This is a genomic window from Corallococcus sp. AS-1-6 (assembly GCF_020037015.1).
Classification (GTDB): domain Bacteria; phylum Myxococcota; class Myxococcia; order Myxococcales; family Myxococcaceae; genus Corallococcus.
The window spans coordinates 244120-260938 of sequence record NZ_JAIQDE010000002.1 but is presented as its reverse complement, the minus strand read 5'-3'; the positions used below and the strand labels follow the sequence as shown (position 1 = coordinate 260938).

The 16819-nt window shown below is 71.6% G+C and carries 15 protein-coding genes; 3 read left to right on the top strand and 12 right to left on the bottom strand.

Going from position 1 to position 16819, the window contains the following annotated elements; translation table 11 throughout:
• Positions 1-39: 39 nt before the first annotated feature.
• The 10 genes from K8612_RS03885 to K8612_RS03840 form a co-directional block, all read right to left on the bottom strand.
• Positions 40-633, bottom strand: a complete 594-nt coding sequence (locus tag K8612_RS03885; protein WP_223761299.1) for a class I SAM-dependent methyltransferase — start codon at positions 631-633, stop codon at positions 40-42.
• A 535-nt stretch (positions 634-1168) separates the two neighbouring features.
• Positions 1169-1474, bottom strand: coding sequence for a hypothetical protein (locus K8612_RS03880; RefSeq protein ID WP_373692075.1), 306 nt, complete (start codon positions 1472-1474; stop codon positions 1169-1171).
• Between the two features lie 97 nt (positions 1475-1571).
• On the bottom strand, positions 1572-2372 hold the full coding sequence (locus K8612_RS03875) for an SRPBCC family protein (protein WP_223761298.1): 801 nt from the start codon (positions 2370-2372) through the stop codon (positions 1572-1574).
• 131 nt (positions 2373-2503) lie between these two features.
• A complete protein-coding gene (locus K8612_RS03870; protein ID WP_223761297.1) occupies positions 2504-3742 on the bottom strand; it encodes an FAD-dependent oxidoreductase in 1239 nt (412 codons plus the stop codon).
• Between the two features lie 100 nt (positions 3743-3842).
• Positions 3843-4595: a DUF5953 family protein gene (locus K8612_RS03865; protein ID WP_223761296.1), complete on the bottom strand. Its 753-nt coding sequence runs from the start codon at positions 4593-4595 to the stop codon at positions 3843-3845.
• Entirely contained in the window at positions 4592-5509 is a 918-nt protein-coding gene (locus K8612_RS03860) for a DUF6310 domain-containing protein (RefSeq protein ID WP_223761469.1), read from the bottom strand. The genes K8612_RS03865 and K8612_RS03860 overlap by 4 nt, the downstream gene beginning before the upstream one ends.
• Before the next feature lie 32 nt (positions 5510-5541).
• A complete protein-coding gene (locus tag K8612_RS03855) occupies positions 5542-6180 on the bottom strand; it encodes a hemolysin III family protein (protein ID WP_223761295.1) in 639 nt (212 codons plus the stop codon).
• Positions 6181-6289: 109 nt separating this feature from the next.
• Positions 6290-6448 (bottom strand): hypothetical protein, encoded by a 159-nt coding sequence (locus K8612_RS03850; protein ID WP_223742396.1) that lies wholly within the window; start codon positions 6446-6448, stop codon positions 6290-6292.
• A 9-nt stretch (positions 6449-6457) separates the two neighbouring features.
• A complete protein-coding gene (locus tag K8612_RS03845; protein ID WP_223761294.1) occupies positions 6458-6676 on the bottom strand; it encodes a hypothetical protein in 219 nt (72 codons plus the stop codon).
• Between the two features lie 31 nt (positions 6677-6707).
• Entirely contained in the window at positions 6708-8885 is a 2178-nt protein-coding gene (locus tag K8612_RS03840; protein ID WP_223761293.1) for a methyl-accepting chemotaxis protein, read from the bottom strand.
• 549 nt (positions 8886-9434) lie between these two features.
• Here K8612_RS03840 and mprF point away from each other — a divergent pair.
• The 3 genes from mprF (at position 9435) to K8612_RS03825 (ending at position 15194) form a co-directional block, all read left to right on the top strand.
• The gene (gene mprF, locus K8612_RS03835) at positions 9435-11978 is read left to right on the top strand and encodes a bifunctional lysylphosphatidylglycerol flippase/synthetase MprF (RefSeq protein ID WP_223761292.1); all 2544 of its coding nucleotides are present in this window, start codon (positions 9435-9437) and stop codon (positions 11976-11978) included.
• Positions 11975-13492 carry an AcvB/VirJ family lysyl-phosphatidylglycerol hydrolase gene (locus tag K8612_RS03830; RefSeq protein WP_223761291.1) on the top strand — a complete coding sequence of 506 codons (1518 nt, stop codon included), beginning with the start codon at positions 11975-11977 and terminating at the stop codon, positions 13490-13492. The genes mprF and K8612_RS03830 overlap by 4 nt, the downstream gene beginning before the upstream one ends.
• A gap of 136 nt (positions 13493-13628) precedes the next feature.
• A complete protein-coding gene (locus K8612_RS03825) occupies positions 13629-15194 on the top strand; it encodes a carboxylesterase/lipase family protein (protein WP_223761290.1) in 1566 nt (521 codons plus the stop codon).
• A gap of 71 nt (positions 15195-15265) precedes the next feature.
• Here the strand turns inward: K8612_RS03825 and K8612_RS03820 are convergent, their stop codons facing one another.
• Together K8612_RS03820 and K8612_RS03815 are read right to left on the bottom strand one after the other, a co-directional pair.
• The gene (locus K8612_RS03820) at positions 15266-15658 is read right to left on the bottom strand and encodes a hypothetical protein (RefSeq protein ID WP_223761289.1); all 393 of its coding nucleotides are present in this window, start codon (positions 15656-15658) and stop codon (positions 15266-15268) included.
• A gap of 76 nt (positions 15659-15734) precedes the next feature.
• Complete coding sequence (locus K8612_RS03815) at positions 15735-16760, bottom strand: hypothetical protein (RefSeq protein ID WP_223761288.1); 1026 nt, start codon at positions 16758-16760, stop codon at positions 15735-15737.
• Positions 16761-16819 lie beyond the last annotated feature (59 nt).

The window sequence follows — 16819 nt, the reverse complement described above, 5'->3', positions numbered from 1 at the left end:
CAGCGCGAAGGCCTGGGTTCTGGACGGTTGGGGCCGCCGTCAGGGACTCACCGCGGGCCGCAGGAAGAGCAGGTAGTGGTCCGGCAGGTCGTTGTGCTCGGAGACGATGACGTAGCCCGCGGCCTGCGCGGCGGCGACGAGCGGGGGACGCATGGCCCTCAGGTGTGTCACCGCGATGCGCCCCTGCGGCGTGAGCGCGGGACGCAGCCGGGTGAGGTAGTCCACCCGGTCACCGAAGAAGTGATCCACCTCCGAGAGGAGGATCAAATCGTACGCGCCCGCTTCGAGCCCCGGCGCGTCCGGGGCCACCTTGCGCACCTCGATGTTCTTGCGTCCGAGCACCCGCGCGCGGAGCTGCCGGATGGCTTCTTCGTTGATGTCGGTGGCCACCACCTGGCCCGTGGGGCCCACCGCCTCCGCGAGCCGCTGCGTGAAGTACCCCAGGCCCGCACCGACGTCCGCGACCCGTTGCCCCGGGGAGAGCCCCAACGCGGTGATGAACCGGGCGGGCTGGCGGGAGCGGTCATACGCGGCATCCACGCCTTCGACGCCCCCCACACCATGCAGCTCCACGTGCGGCTCCGGCGCTTCGGCCTTGCTCTCGGAGCGGCAGGCGCCAGCCGTCGTGACCATGGCGAGACATAGACTCCACCGCGCCAGGAAAGGGAACGCTGTCAGCGGACGAAAGCGTGTCATCGCGGGCACCAGGGCGGGAAAGGAACAGCGAGGTCAAAGTCAAACGTCCCGGTCGCGCAGGATATCGCATGCTGCCGGACTGCGGGACGCGAGGCATTTCCGCCTCCGTCACCTGGAGCTTCCAGCATGTGAAACATTGTCCGTGGTTTGGTTTTGGCGACCTTCTCCGTGGGCCTCCTCTCCGCCTGCGGCCCGGCCTCGGAGCAGGACGCGTCGCAGCCGGCCGGTGAGGCCGCGCAGGTGGAGCAGGGCATTGGCAGGACGCCCGACTGTGCCATGGGCGAATACGTGGCGGATCAGGTCATCTGGTCGGAGACCTGCGGCGCGTGTCGCGAGGTGGGCGGCGACGGCAGTTGGCCGAATGGCTCCTACGGCCGCGGCGGCACGCTCTACCAGACGTGCTGCTGCGACAACGGCTGCGGTCAGTGGCAGGTCATCCGGCCGGCCTGCACCGGCTGCCAGGCACTGCCTCTCAGCGCTTCGCGGTCACCTTCCACAGCGTGTTGCTGGCCTCCGCCACCAGGACGTCGCCGTTGGGCAGCACGTAGGTCCAGCGCGGGTTGCGCAGGCCGTCCGCGTAGCGCGTCACCTCGAAGCCCTCCGGGGCCGTGGGGCGCTTGCCCTCCGGCCAGCCGATGACCGTGCTGTAGCGCTGCACCTTGAAGCCAGGGTCGGGCGCGGGCAGCGCGGGCGCGGTGTCGGAGGTGGAGCGGTGCGCGCAGCTCGTCAGCAGGAGCGCGGCGCCCACGCGGAAGGAGGCTCGGAGGATGAGGGGCATGTCCTCTCCTCTATGAGCCCCTTCGCGGACCCGCGATGACGGCGTGTCCCGCCCCTCGCGCGGGTGTTGAGTTGTGGGAAGGGTGGGGGACTGCTGCTCAAGAAGTGAACACGTTCCGCATGTAGCCATCCACCTTCTGTTTGAGGAACGCGTAGCCCTTCGGCGCGTCCTCCGAGGGAATCTCCCCGGTCTCCGCCAGGCTTTTGAAGCTGCGCAGCACCTTCGTCACCTGCATGGCGGGGACGCCGCGCATCCGCTTCGCCAGCGCCTCGCCCAGCACGCCTCCCGGGGGCGAGAAGGCCAGGTGCAACGTCACCTCCGTGCCCTCGTTCTCCGCCGCGGGCCGGAAGCGCGCCCACCCGCGTGTCTTCATCGGGCTGTCCTCCGTGGACTCCCAACTGTGGAACTCCGGCGGGCGTTCCTCCACGAGCCGCGAATCCCAGCTCACCTCGCGCCCCAGCGGCCCGTGGATCCGCCAGTGCCGGCCATCTCCGGCGGTGGGCGTGACCTCGGCGAAGTGCTCCATCAGGCGGCTCAGCGTGGAGGGCTCACGCCACAGGCGGTAGAGCTCCTCCACCGGACGTCCCACCGTGAGCGTGTGCTCCACCTCGATGAGCTGTGGGGGCCGCGCTTCCTCGCCTGTCAATGCGCGGCGGACCTTCCGGGCGACCTCGGAGAGCGCACGCCGCTGGGACTGCAGGCCCTGGTAGAGCAGGGCTCCGCCGGCCAGGGCCACCGCCGTGCCTCCGAGCGAGCGGCGCTTCATCCCGACGGACATCATCGTTCCCGCGACCACCACCGACGCGGTCAGCTTCCATTGGCCCGCCCGGAGCTCCTCCCGGGCCTCGGCTGCCTGGGAGCGGACTTCCCGCAGGGCCGTCGTTCGTGAACTCGCCATGGTTCCTCCTGGCCTGACGCACAGGAGGGTGCTGCGCGGGCGTCAGGCACTCCCCGCGAAGCTTTGGGCCGGGATGCGCCGGGACAACCGTGCCTGGAGCCGGAGCGGAGGAACCGGCGGTCCGGCGGTCCTCAGTGAAGGGGTGGAGCGGCCGGCGTGTGGATGTGCTCGGGACGGACGCCCAGGCCCACCAGTCGCGCGGGGATGCGGCGCAGCGCGGGGATGCGCCGCAGCATCTGGAGGGGCAGGGGCAGCCGGCCGGGGTTGAGCGCGTGCTCGAGGAGCGCGGGGGCCACCACGCGGTTCTGGATGAGCACCTGCGCTCGTTGGGTGAGGCGGGTGGGGAGCTCGCGGCGCTGCTGGACGCGGCGCAGGTCCTCGGTCGTGACGTGCCGGGCGAGCAGGGGGCCCGCGAGCAGGTTGGCGGCGGCCACGGCATCCTGTACCGCCAGGTTGATGCCCACGCCGCCCACGGGTGACATCGCGTGCGCGGCGTCGCCAATGCACAGCAGTCCGGGCTGGTACCAGGTGCGGAGCCGATCCACTCGCACGGTCAGCAGCTTCACGTCGTCCCAGCCTTGGATTTCACCCGCGCGGTCGGCGAGGAACGGCGCCTGCTTCACGAACTCGGCGCGGAAGGACTCCAGGCCGCGCGCCTGGACCGCCGCGATGCCGTCCTTGGGGATGACCCGGCCGCACTGCCACTGGTCACCCCGGTTGATGAGGAGGAAGAACTCTCCGCGGCCGAAGTGGCCCAGGGGCGGGTTGGGATCGTCCGGCCTGCGCGTCACCCGGAACCAGAGCACGTCCATGGGGGCGCCCAGATTCTGGACCTCCAGGCCGGACTGCTGACGCAGCGTGGACTTCCGGCCGTCCGCCGCCACCACCAGCGACGCGCGCACCTCCAGCGGGCCCTCGGGCGTGCGCGCACGGACCCCGACGACCTGGGCATGGTCGCGCACGAGGCCCGTTGCTTCCGTGCGGCGGAGCAACTGGAAGGACGGGTACATGGCGGCCTTGCGCGCGATGAAGTCCAGCAGGTCCCACTGCGGCATGAAGGCCAGGTAGCGCGCGTGCGTGGGGAGGTGGCGGAAGTCCCCCACGGTGATGACGTGCTCGCCAATCTGGAAGCGCAGGTCCTGGAGCTTCGAGTGGGGGAGGGCGAGCAGCTCGTCCAGCCAGCCCAGCTCGTGCATCAGCTCCAGCGTGGACGGGTGGATCGTGTCGCCCCGGAAGTCGCGGAGGAAGTCCGCGTGCTTCTCCAGCACCGTCACCTCCACGCCGGCCCGGGCGAGCAGGACCCCCAGCATCATGCCCGCCGGGCCTCCGCCCGCGATGCAGCACTGGGTGGTGAGCGTGGGGTCGGCCATGGTGGTTGCTCCTCAGTCGGAGGATCCATCCCGCCATGGGGCGCGGCACCTGGAGTCGCGGCCGATGCGGCGTGCGGTGACCGACACTCCAGCGCCCGCGTCAGGGCACTCCGCGCCCGCCGATTTCAGGGAAGCGCTCGTAGGCTTGTTTGAGCGCTTCCAGGTGGGCGGGGTCGTCCAGGTCGAGGGGCGCCTCGGTGAGTTGGACGAGCCACCCTGTCGCCGTGCGCCGGGACCGTGAGAGCAATTCGGAGTCGCGAGCAGGGGCCGGGAACCCGATGGCCCGTGCGGCGGCATCCGACCAGTAGTTCAGCCACCCGAGGTAGTAGGGGATTTCGGGCGAGCGGATGTGCTGGAAGAGCTTCAGGGCAGGCAGCCCCCGGCGTGGGGACGGCGGTCCTTCTCGGGTGGGGGCAATCTGATAGGCGATGTCCAACGCAGCGCCGTCCGGCGTTGCTTGCCCCCAGTATGCGCGTATGCCCTGGGTGACAGCCTCGAGCACGTCCGCTGCCGCTGTGACGACGGGCGCGTCCAGTGGCAGCTTCGCATGGACCTGGAACTGGGGTTGACCGCCCGCGCTCGCGCTGGCGAAGCGCCGCATCCCGGAAATGGTTACGGGGTAGCTCTCGTCGCCGTTACATAGCAACGGGAGCTTTCCGCGTGTGGCTGCCTCAGCGAGCCAGGCTTCGCGTTGCGGTACCTCAACAGGACGCCCTTCTTTGTCGATTTCCCACTCCAGGCGCAAACCGGGTAGCGCCAGCTCAAGACCTCGGACGACAGCGAGTGTCCGGCCGTCATTCTTCACGAGCGCGGGCGCGTAGACGTTCAGCTCAAGGCGTTTTCGTGTGGTCATCGTGTGCATCCCGTGACGACGATCTGGAGGCTGGAATCCAGTCGGAGCAGCGCTTCCTTGTGGGCGGCACTGCTCACCCCAACGACGAAGCGATATCCACATGCCTCCGCGATCTTCCGGTCCTCCTGGAACTCGTCCACCTGTTGGGCGACCACCCGTTCCCGCAGGTAGTCACTGTACGTATCGAATTGATACGTCTTGATTTCCCACAGCACAGGCACGCCGACTTGCAACGCATCGAAGCGCTTGCCGTTCACGAGTACGTCGTGCCCGGGATATCGGTTGGGCGGGAATTTGTCGGCGCATTCGTTGTGCGCGTGGTCCTCTCCCGCGTGCGGTACCGGAACCGGCTCACAACTGGCTCGGCGCGTCCGGTCCACGGGCACGGGCGGCACCGGGGGCCGCCTGCCCTGGCCGGCTGGCTCTGGTTGCAGCTTGGGCGCCGGCTTCGCTACATCATCTCGGACCGCGACCCTCGTTCCTCGTGAGGCCCCTGACTCCTCGGGATAGAGGTGGCGGAACTCATACGCATCCAGTGCTTCCTTGATGGCGGCGCCGACCACCACCACGCCCAGGACGATGACGGCTCCCACGGCGATTTCAGGGGCCGCCAGCACGCAGAACCCGAGTCCCAGGGTCGCGGCGGCAGTGGAGGCGACCGTGCAACTTCCCGTGGTGTCGTGGAACTCCACCCGGTCATGGTCGAGCGCCGGATAGCACCGCTCCACCAGCACGGGCCAGGGCCGGGTCGCTTCACGAACGACGCACCGCCCGCTGTCTTTCCAGGGCAGCGCCGCCGCGCGCTGGAGGTTGGCCATCCGTTGGCCGCGTGCCGCGGGCTCCTGCGCGATGGGCGCTGTCGAGGCACAGCCCGAAATGAACAGCAGGATTGCGATGCACGCGCGCGAACGCATGGCCACGGCCTCATCTCTAACGCGAGGCGCGCCTACCGCCCCACGAAGTCCAGCAGCACAGCGTAGTGCGTGGCGGCCGCGGCGACGACCATGACGTGGAACACCTCGTGGTAGCCGAACACGTGGGGGATGGGGTCCGGCCAGCGGCGCGCGTACACCACCGCGCCCACGGCGTAGAGCGCCGCCCCGAAGAAGAGCCAGCCCACGCGGCCCTGGCCCATCACCCCGGGCAGGTTCCAGAACACCGGGGCCGCCACGCAGCCCAGCGCCACGTAGAGCCCCGAGCGCAGGCCCCGCGACGCGGAGATGCCCGCGAGCGTCAACGTGGCGCCCGTCAGCGCCGCGCCCCACATCACCCAGAGCAGCCGCTGGCTCAGGCCCCCCATGGCGTCCAGCGTCGCCAGCGGCGTGAAGCTCCCCGCGATGAGGATGAAGATGGCCGCGTGGTCGAACCGGCGGATCCGCTGGTACGTCGCCGCGCTCCAGGTGGGCCAGTGATAGCCGCCGCTCACCCCGAACATCAGCACCAGGCTGCAGCCGAACACCAGGTTCGCCACGTACTGCGCGCCGTGCACCGGCAGCCGCGCCAGCCACACGCAGCCCACCAGCGCCGCCACGAACGCGATGACGTGGGACAGGCCTCGCAACCGGGGCTTCAAACTCTCTTCCATGGCGGTGCTCGTACTTCCCGCACGTCATGGTTTCGTCAGCGCCTGCTCGCCCGCGTGCCCCGGACGTCGCGTTCTCCACGCATCGCCCGCGGGGAGTGTCGCCCGGACGTCAGCGCGCGGCCCGGGACGGCACCCGGCACGCGGCGTGGCCCAGCACGACGTCCCCGTCGACGGTGCTCGTCGGCGTGGGCGTCCAGCCGGCGCGCAGCCGCGCGTCCAGCAGCTCATCCGCGGTAGGGCAGCGGTCCCACACGGAGACCGAAGTCACGCCGCCCAGTCAGGTGGTGTCGAAGACGAGGTAGCGCGTCTCCTCCCAGGGCAGCACCACGTCGTGGGTGAACTCGTCCTGGACCACCACCGCCGCCACGTCGCGCGGCGGCGTGCTCGCGAAGCCCCAGCGGACCACGTCCTGGAGCAGCGTGAGCGGCGCGAGCTGCCGCTCCAGGGCGGCTCTCCGCTCGGGGGACAGCCCGGAGTGGTCGGTCAGGGGCACCATGCCCGCAGTGTAGCCGGGCCGGCCCCGGGCTTCACGCCGCCGCGGGCTTCTGCTGGTCGTCCAGCGTGCCGGAGCGGAGCGCCTTGCTCGCGGCCCCCGACATGACCTCCGCCAGCGTCTGCACGGACTGGGTGACGGTGCGCGTCTCCTCCACGGCCTGGAGCGTGCGCTGCATCTGGCCGGACAGCTCCTGGATGGCCTGGGCAATCTGGTGCGTGCCCGAGTCCTGCTGCGCCACGGCCTGGGTGATCTGCCGCACGCTGCCCGTGGTGTCGCCGATGATGTTCGTCAGCTTCTGCAACTGCGCGCCGGAGCTGCGGACCGCGTCCAGGCTCACCTGCACGCGCGCCTCGCCCTGCTCGCTCATCTGCGCGGCCTCGCGCATGCTCATGCTCACGCCGTCGAGCACGTCGCGGATGCGCTCCGTGGCGCGGATGGACTGGTCCGCCAGCCGGCGCATCTCCTTGGCCACCACGCCAAAGCCCTTGCCGCTGTCGCCGTTGCGCACCGCCTCGATGGCGGCGTTGATGGCCAGCATGTTGGACTGATCCGCCAGCGTCTTCACGTCGTCGACGATGCTGGACACCTCGCGGGTGCGCTCGTCGAGCGCCAGGATGCGCGAGGCCATCCCCGACACCTCCGTGCGGATGGCGGCCAGGTCCGTCAGCGTGCGCTCCAGGGCGGCGCCGCCCTCGCGCCCCACCGCCTCCGCGCTCTCCGCGGACGCCGCGAGCACTCGCGCCTTGTCCGCCGTCAGGTGCGAGCCCTGGCGGATCTCCTCCACCGTCTGCTCCAGCTCACGCAGCGCGGAGGCCTGGCGGCTGATGCCCACGGTCTGCTCCTCGCTGGAGGTGTGCAACTGCTGCACGACGGCGGCGAGCTCGTCCGCGCCGCGGCCCATGCCCTCGGCCAGCAGGCGCACGTCCTTGCGGCGCGCGTCCAGTTGGTGCGTGTACTCCGCCAGCGAGCGCACCACCTCCGCGGAGCGCCGCGCCACGATGGCCACCAGCGACAGCGTGAGCGCGAAGAAGCCCCAGTGCACCTGGCTGTCGGTGGCCTCCATCACGCCCAGCATCGGCAGGGTGCTCAGCAGCAGCACGATGGTGAGGATGCCCAGGCCCGCGACGAAGATGCGCGCGTCCTTGTTGCCCTTCCAGGCCTCCACCACCGCGACCCCCACGCACACCAGCAGCCCGGGCAGCGAGTAGAGGATGAAGACGGACAGCAGCCGCCACGCGGAGCCCAGGTCCACGACCACGAGGACCGCCTGGAGGATGGCCGGCACGGTGACGACCGCCGCGCCCCGGCGGAACCAGCGCAGCTTGTCCGTGCCCACGGTATCGGAGATGAACCACGCCAGACCGGGCAGGATGGCGTACGAGCCCAGCAGGGTCAGCACGCTGCCGGTGGCCGGCTTTCCCCAGAGCGCCACGAACAGGCCGCTGGAGCCGAGCAGCAGCGCGCCCGAGCCCGCGGAGAACACCGTCAGGGCGGCGAGCATCCGCCACTGGCGGCGAAGGATCGCGGCGCACAGCGACACCACGCCAATGCCGAGCAGCAGCGTCCCCATGACGAAGGGCGCCAGCCCCATGCGCGTCATCTCCGCGAGCAGCTCCAGACGCGAGCCCACCTTCGCGTCGCGCGTGACGCCGATGGCGGGCCCATGGGCCTGGATGCGCAGGAGCACGCGATGGCCCATCGACGCGGGCGGCAGCGGCACCAGGTTCCAGCCCATGTTCTCCATGCGCTCCTGGCCGTCAGGGGCCAGCGTGCCGCTCACGTGGACGCGCTGGCCCTGGGCGTAGACCTCGAAGGCGTTGGCGACGTTGCCCAGGAAGAGGGCGGGCTCCAGCCACGGGCCCTGGGGCACGGGGATGCTCAGCCAGAGGAAGGTGTTCGTCTCCCGGCCCGGCGGCTCCTGGAGCGCGGTCATGGCCTGCCAGCCCGCCGCGTCCTCCGGCTCCGTCGCCCACGCGGGCACGCCGTCAGGCCCCAGCGGCGAGTCTCCCCAGCGGTAGCGCCACCCGTCGAGCGCGGGCCTGGCCGCCGGGCTCCCCGGGGCCTCCGCGTGGGCAGCGGGTGCGAACGCGAGGAGCATCAGCAGCACGGTCCCCACCGCCGCGAACCGCGGGGAGAGGGTCTTCCGGGGGCCGCGGAAGAGCGTGAGCTGGAGCTGGAGGTCGAGAGCGAAGACGCGGAAGCGACGCATTCGAGACACATGCTCCAGCGCGAGGGGGTCAAAAGTAAAATGGGTCCCTGATGCCTCCCCGCCGTGCCTGCGGCCTCCGCGTTTCACGCGCCGTCCACGACGCGGACGAATATGTCCAGACAGAGTCGTAAAACAAGAAATTGTTCTTGGGGGCGCCACGCTGTCGGTCCTGTCTCCGGTTCCTACCCCGAGGGTTCAGCTCCCCTCCGGGCAGGAGCCGCGAATTCCGGAGGGGGCAGGCCAGCGAGGGCCCGGCATGGCTTCTCCTGTGACAATGCGCGGAGTGAAAAACCGGGCTGACTGGACCGGGATCTCATGCGTGTTTTCAACACAAGAGCCGGCGCCCAATGACAGTCAGCCCCGGAGCGCATCCCAGCCTCCGGCGTCTCCCCGTGCGCCAGGGAGGCACGGCGCCTGGCCGGCCCTCCCGCGCGGGTGGGGCGAAGTGCCTCGGCTGGGGCATTTCGGGCGGAGGACTGCCCCCGCGTCTCCTCGGCGCGAGGCATGGCATGCCGGATGCTGAGTCTTCCCGGTCAGGGGAGAGCCGGCATGTCGAAGCTCCAGAGAGTCCTCACGACGGCGCTGCCGCTGCTGCTGCTGTGCGTGGCGGCGTATGTGCTGCACCGCGAGCTGTCGCATTTCCGCCGCGAGGACGTGGCCGCGGGGCTCGCGTCCGTGTCGTCGAGGCGCATCCTCCTGGCCCTGGCCGTGACGGTCGTGAACTACCTGGCGCTCACGCTGTACGACGTGCTGGCGCTGGGGCACGCGGGGCACCGGATTCCGTATCCGCGCGTGGGGCTCACGTCGTTCGTGGGTTACGCCTTCGGACACAACCTGGGCGCGTCGTTCCTGAGCGGCGGCTCGGTGCGCTACCGGCTGTATTCCGCGTGGGGGCTCACCGCGCTGGACGTCGCGCGCGTGTCCGCGTTCAACGCGCTCACCTTCTGGCTGGGCCTGGCCGCCGTCACCGGCGCGTCGTTGGTGGTGGAGGGCGGGGGCGGGGTGCTGTCCCTGTCCACGTCCGTGGCGCACGGCGTGGGCGCCGCGCTGGGGCTGCTGCTCGTGGGGTACTTCGTGGCGTGCGCCACCGTGCGCAAGCCGCTGCGGATCCGCGGCCTGGAGTGGACGCTGCCCACGCCCGCGCGGGCGCTGGCGCAACTGGTGGTGTCGTGCGGGGACTGGGTGCTGGCGGCGGCGGTGCTCTGGGTGCTGCTGCCGCCGGACAGCGTGTCGCTGCCGTCGCTCACGGCGCTGTTCGCGCTGGCGCAGTTGGCGGGCATCGCCAGCCAGGTGCCCGCGGGCCTGGGCGTCTTCGAGACGGTGATGCTCTCCGCGCTCACGCCCCACGTGCCCACGCCACGGGTCGTGGGCGTGCTGCTCGTGTACCGGTTCGTCTACTACCTGCTGCCCTTCACGGTGGCGGCGCTGCTGCTCGCGGGGCATGAGCTGCTCCAGCGCCGTCACCACCTCACGCGGCTGGCGAAGGTGGTGCACAGCTCGTTCGCGCCGGTGGTGCCGTGGGCCGCGTCGGCGGGGGCGTTCGTGGCGGGCACGGTGCTGCTGTTCTCCGGCGCGACGCCGGCCGTCGGCGAGCGGCTGGCGCTGCTCCGCCGGCTGGTGCCGCTGCCGCTTCTGGAGGTGTCACACCTGCTGGGCAGCCTGGTGGGCCTGTCGCTGCTCCTGCTCGCGCGCGGGCTCCAGCGGCGCCTGGACGCGGCCTATGTGCTGACGCAGGTGCTGCTGGTGGCGGGCGCGGTGTTCTCCCTGGTGAAGGGCGTGGACTACGAGGAGGCCACGCTGCTGCTCGTCCTGGCCCTGGCGCTGGCCCCGTTCCATCAGCAGTTCTACCGGCACACGTCGCTGTTCGCGGAGGCCTTCAGCCCCGGGTGGTTCCTGGCCACGGCGGCGGTGGTGGGTGCGTCGGTGTGGCTGGGCTTCTTCTCCTACCGGCACGTGGAGTACCGCAACGACCTCTGGTGGCACTTCGCCTTCTCCGGCGACGCGCCGCGCTTCCTGCGCGCCAGCGTGGGCGTGCTGGGGGCGACGGTCGTGGCGGGGCTGGCCGCGCTCCTGAGCCCGGCCGTTCCGCGCACGCACCCGCCGACGCCGGAGGAGCTGCGGCGGGTCCGTCCCCTGGTGGCGAGCGCACCGGAGTCCATGGCCTCGCTGGCGCTGGTGGGGGACAAGTCCCTGCTGCTCAACGACACGGGCACCGCGTTCCTCATGTACGGCGTGTCGGGGCGTGCGTGGGTGTCCATGGGCGATCCGGTGGGGCCGCCGGACGCGGCGACGGAGCTGGCGTGGCGCTTCCGCGAGCTGGCGGACCGGCACCACGGCTGGGCGTGCTTCTACCAGGTGGGGCCGGGCGCGCTGCCGCGCTACCTGGACATGGGCCTCACGCTGCTCAAGCTGGGCGAGGAGGCCACCGTGCCGCTCCAGCACTTCAGCCTGGAGGGGCCGGAGCGCAAGGGCCTGCGCCACGGCATGCGCCACATGGAGCGCGAGGGCTGGGCCTTCGAGGTCCAGCCGCGCGAGGCCGTGCCGGAGCTGCTGCCCCAACTGCGGGCCATCTCCGACGCGTGGCTGGCGGAGAAGCACACGCGGGAGAAGGGCTTCAGCCTGGGCTGGTTCTCCCCGCGCTACCTGGAGCAGGGGCCGGTGGCGCTGGTGCGCAAGAGCGGCGTGCTGATGGGCTTCGCCAACGTGTGGGCGCCGGACACGAAGGAGGAGCTGAGCGTGGACCTCATGCGCTACCAGCCGGGCAGCCCCCACGGGGCCATGGACTTCCTCTTCACGTCGCTGATGCTGTGGGGCCGCCAGCAGGGCTTCCAGCGCTTCAACCTGGGCATGGCGCCCTTCAGCGGCTTCGAGGCGCGCGCGCTCGCGCCCATGTGGAACCGGCTGGGCGCGCTCCTGTTCCGGCACGGCGAGCACTTCTACAACTTCCAGGGGCTGCGCCAGTACAAGGAGAAGTTCCGTCCGGACTGGGCGCCGCGCTACCTGGCCTCACCGGGCGGGCTCGCGCTGCCGGGCGTGCTCGCGGGCGTGGCCTCGCTGGTGTCGCGCGGGCTGGGCGGGGTGGTGGCGAGATGAGGAAGCGCGCCCGGTGGTTCGGCGTCGGGGCCGTGCTGGCGCTGGCGCTCGTCCTGGGGGCGCGCACGTGCGCGGCGCCCTCCGTCGCGCCGGCCCCGGTGGCGGTCTCCGAGCCCCAGCCTCCGGTGGCGCCGCGCGTGGAGACGCTGCACCCCGGAGGCCGCCTGGGCCACGTGACGGTGGTGACGCCCCCGGGGAGGCCCGGGACGGTGGTGCTCCTGCTGGCGGATGGGCCCGCGGAGCAGGGCAGGGCGCTGGAGCTGTCCCTGGCGCTGGCGTCGCACGGCGCGCTGGTGCTCGGGGTGGACGCCGGGGCCTACCTGCGGGCCCTGGAGAAGGGCACCCGGTGCGCGTATCCGGCGGGCGACCTGGAGGTCCTGAGCCAGGGCTACCAGCGGCACGCGGAGCTGCCCGAGTACCTGCACCCCGTCCTCGTGGGGGACGGCACGGGCGCGGCGCTGGCCTACGCGGCGCTGGCCCAGGCGCCGCCGGGCACGTTCCGGGGCGCGGTGAGCGTGGACTTCACGCCGGAGCTGACGACGTCCGCGGCCTTCTGCCCGGGCGCGGGGCTCGTGCGCTCGCGCGCGGACAAAGGCAGACGGGAGCGGCTCTCACCCGCGCGGGCGCTGAAGCAGCCGTGGGTGCTGCTCGGCGCGGAGAAGGATCCGGCCCATCCGGTGAAGGCGGCGCACGACTTCACCCGCGCCCTGACGACGGCCCGCGTGCTGACGGTGCCGGGGCCGGGGCTGGACCGCATGCCGGTGGACACGTGGCGGGGGGCGCTGCTGGCCGCGCATGACGCCGCCGCCGCGCCGCTCCCCTCGGAGTCGCTGCCGCCGCCGGACGCGGGCACCCCGGGGCTCTCCGGGGACACGTCGGTGGAGGGGCTGCCGCTGGTGGAGGTCCCCGCCACGCCGGAGCTCCCGGGCGACACGCTGGCGCTCTTCGTCACCGGCGATGGCGGCTGGGCCAGCCTGGACCAGTCCGTCTCCGAGTCGCTCGCGGCGCGGGGCATCCCCGTCGTGGGCTTCAACTCGCTGCGCTACTTCTGGAAGCGCCGCACGCCGGAGGAGACGTCCGCGGACGTGGCCCGCGCGCTGCGCCACTTCCTGGCCGCGTGGGGCAAGCAGCGCGTGGTGTTGCTGGGCTACTCGCGCGGCGCGGACGTGGTGCCGGCCATCGCCGCGCGCCTGCCGGAGGACCTGCGCGGGCGCGTGCGGCTGGCCGTGCTGCTCGCGCCCGGCAAGGAGGCGGAGTTCGAGGTGCACGTCACGGACATCTTCGGCGGCAAGGGCCGGCCCACGGCCGCTGTGCTCCCGGACGTGCGGGCGCTGAAGGGGACCCCGGTGCTCTGCGTCTACGGTGACGAGGAGCTGTCCGACAGCCTCTGTCCCACGCTGGCCGGCGTGCCCGGCGCCCGCGCCGTGCTGCTCAAGGGCGGACACCACTTCGACGGGGACTACGACGCCATCGCCCGGGTCGTCCTGCGGGAACTCGGTATGGCATTGCCCTGATGCTCCGGAGTCGGGGCCCGCGTCGGCTGGCGGACGGGTGATTGTCTTTGAAGGCCCATGCATTGACTTGCATGGACGGACCCTCTACTTCGCACCGGCCCGGCCCTGGCGCCGGGCCTCGTGGGGGGTTCCAAACATGGTCCAGCAGTCGGCTCCCGTCGTCAGCACCGTCGAAGGACAGCTCCAAGGCGTCGTCGAGGAAGGGGTGTATGCCTTCAAGGGCATCCCCTACGCCCAGCCTCCCGTGGGCGCGCTGCGGTGGCGTCCTCCCGCTCCGGTCATTCCCTGGAAGCACCTGCGGCAGGCGTCCACGTTCGGCAAGTCCTCGCTCCAGTCGCGTGAGGGCTGCATCGCGGGCGGCGGCGGCGACCCGTACCCGATGGGCGAGGACTGCCTCTACCTCAACGTCTGGACGCCTCGCGTGGACCCCCAGGCGAAGCTGCCCGTCATCGTGTGGATCCACGGCGGCGCGTATGTGATTGGCGCCAGCGGCCTGCCCCCGTACGACGGCGTGCCCCTGGCGTCCCGGGACGCCATCCTCGTCACGCTCAACTACCGCCTGGGCCACCTGGGCTTCCTGGCCCACCCGGCGCTCCTGAAGGAGCCGGGCGGCGGCGCGGCCAACTTCGGCCTGTTGGACCAGGTCGCAGCGCTCCAGTGGGTGAACCGCAACATCGCGAAGTTCGGCGGGGACGCGGCCAACGTCACCCTCGTCGGCCAGTCCGCGGGCGCCAAGAGCGTGCTGTCCCTCTTCTGCATGGAGGCCGCGAAGCCCCTGTTCCACCGGGGCGTGGCGATGAGCGTGTACGGCCTGGACGAGATGCCGCTGGAGAAGGCGCGGGCCAGGGGCGAGGCGCTGATCCGCGGCATGGGCGTGGCGGACGGCGACGCGACGCCGGAGCGCCTGCGCCAGTTGCCCGCGGAGTCCTTCTGGCAGCAGCCGCCGGAGCACTCGCTGGCGCCGGTGGCGGTGTGCGGCGACAAGGTGCTGCCCCAGTCCATCCTGTCCACGTTCAAGGCGCAGCAGCAGGCGCGCGTGCCGCTCATCCTGGGCAGCACCAGCGACGACGTGAGCGTGATGGAGGCCATGGGGCGCGACCCCATGGAGATCCTCCAGGCGCTCCGGGACAACAACGTGCCCATCGGGCTGCTCTACCCGGGCGTGACGCCGGACGAGGAGCTGGCGCGGCAGGTGTGCCGAGACATCGTCTTCACGCTCATCCCCCGGCAGATCGCGGACCTGCACCACAAGGTCTCCGACGCGTGGCGCTTCTACTTCGAGTACACCGCCACCGGGCTGCGCCCGGAGTTCCCCGACGGCGTCCCGCACGGCGCGGACATCCCGTACTTCCTGGACACGGTGGCCCGCTGCCCGCCCACCCAGGACGTGCTCACCGACGAGGACCGCGCGTACTCACGCCAGGTGAGCGGCTGGCTGCTCCAGTTCGCCCGCGCCGGAGCGCCCGCGCCCGCGACGGAGTGGCCCAGGCACCAGCAGGGGGAGGACCGCACCCTGCGCATGCAGCAGCCGCCGAAGGTGGAGCACAACTTCATGCAACTGCGCCTCAACGCCTTCCTGCTCGCCAGCGGCATCATCAACAGCCCGGAGAGCGGCGCGGGGAACAGGTCCGGCCCTCAGCGCAACGTCCGCCACACGGGGGCCACGCCCCAGAAGAAGAACCGGCCCGAAGGCACGCCGTAGCCCCTGGACGCAGAAGGGCCCGGACGCGAGCGTTCGCGGCCGGGCCCCTCCTGCCTTCCTGCGCGGACAGGCTAGCTGCTGAAGAGCACCAGCACGAAGGTGCTCGACTGGGGAAGCTGGAACACGGTGCCCTGGCGCAGCGAGCCCTTGAAGAAGGGCGCCGCGTCGTAGGCGGTGGCGCCCTTCAGCGCCTCCCGGGTGGCCGCCGGCAGCCACCCGCCGTCCTCCACCTTCACCGTCAGCCGCGTGGGCTTCAGCGCGGCCTGGAGCGCCTGGGCCTCCGCGACCGGGTACTCCAGCACCGCGAGGAGCTGCGTGTCCGTGGGGCCCAGCCCGCCGGGGATGCCGCGCGGAGACTGGCGCCACTGCACCGCCTGGGGGCGGCGCGGCAGCGTCACGGTCTTCTCCAGCGTCTCCAGGTCCGTTCCCGTCTTCGCCGCAGGCGCGGCCGTCTGTGTCGTCATGGTTGCACTCCCCCCTGAGGGCTTGTCGCAGGCCAGCGAAACACACCCTGTCAGCAGGGTGGTAGCCAGCGTGCGCCTAACGGCCACCGATGGGACGCGACGTCGCATTCTCGGGGCTCCCCTGGTCCCACGTCACGTGCCGCTGGAGCGTGCCGTAGTTGGTGTACTGGTGCCCCAGGCCCGTGCGCTCCAGCCGGCCGTTGGCCGCGTCCGGCGTGCCGGTGTTGATGTCCGCCTGGCCCGGGTTGAAGTTGTAGCGGTCCTCCGCGTGGAGCGTCATGTCCATCTCGAAGCGGGGCTTTCCGCCCGGCGTCTCCGGCGGATAGACCGTCACCGTCGCGCTGTTCCAGACGGAGTGGCCGCCAATCGCCTTCTGCCAGTTCTCCGTCTCCGGGTAGGGGAACTGCTCGCTGGAGCCCACGCCAATCTGCGAGCCGGTGATCTGGAACGTCACCGGCTTGCCCGCGAGCGACGGGTCCTGGGCGATCATCTGGTTGTAGGTCGCCTCCGCCGCCTGCTGCGTGTCGCGCGTGGAGTTGGTGAGCACCGCCTGGCCGGCGGGGTCCGTGCTGACGAAGCGCTCGTAGTCGAAGTGCCGGTCCGCCCCGTTGCCGTGCAGGAAGTGGTCGTACGTGTCCAGGCCGTCCGGGATGTCGTTGTGCGGCACGCCCGGGATGCCCTGGACGGCGCGCGCGGCGTTGAGCTTCAGCTCCCACTCGGCCCGCGCCGCGTAGTCACCCAGGCCCGGGCTCTCCGTGGGGATGGGGTTCGGGTCGTTGGGGTCGTTGGGGTTCTGCAGGAAGCCGTTGTCGTGGTGGATGTCCGGACGCCGGGGAGGACCCACCTGGTAGTCCGCCACCGTGGCGCCGTTCGTCTGCACCGCCGTGCCGGACGTGCCCACCGGGGTGGGCGTGGCCGCGGGCGCGGGCGTCCCCAGCGCGGGGCCTCCCCGCCGGGCGGCCGGAGCGGACTCGAACGTATCCGCGGGACGCCGCGCGACCGGCGCCGCCGGGGGCGGCGGGGTGGGGCGGACCTGCGGGGTCAGCGCCTGCTGCACTCGCGCGGCGATGGCGCCGCCAATCGACTCACCGATTCTGGACATGTCGGGTCTCCCCCTCGAACCACCGAGACGGTGGACGTTGATGGATTATCGACCCTCGC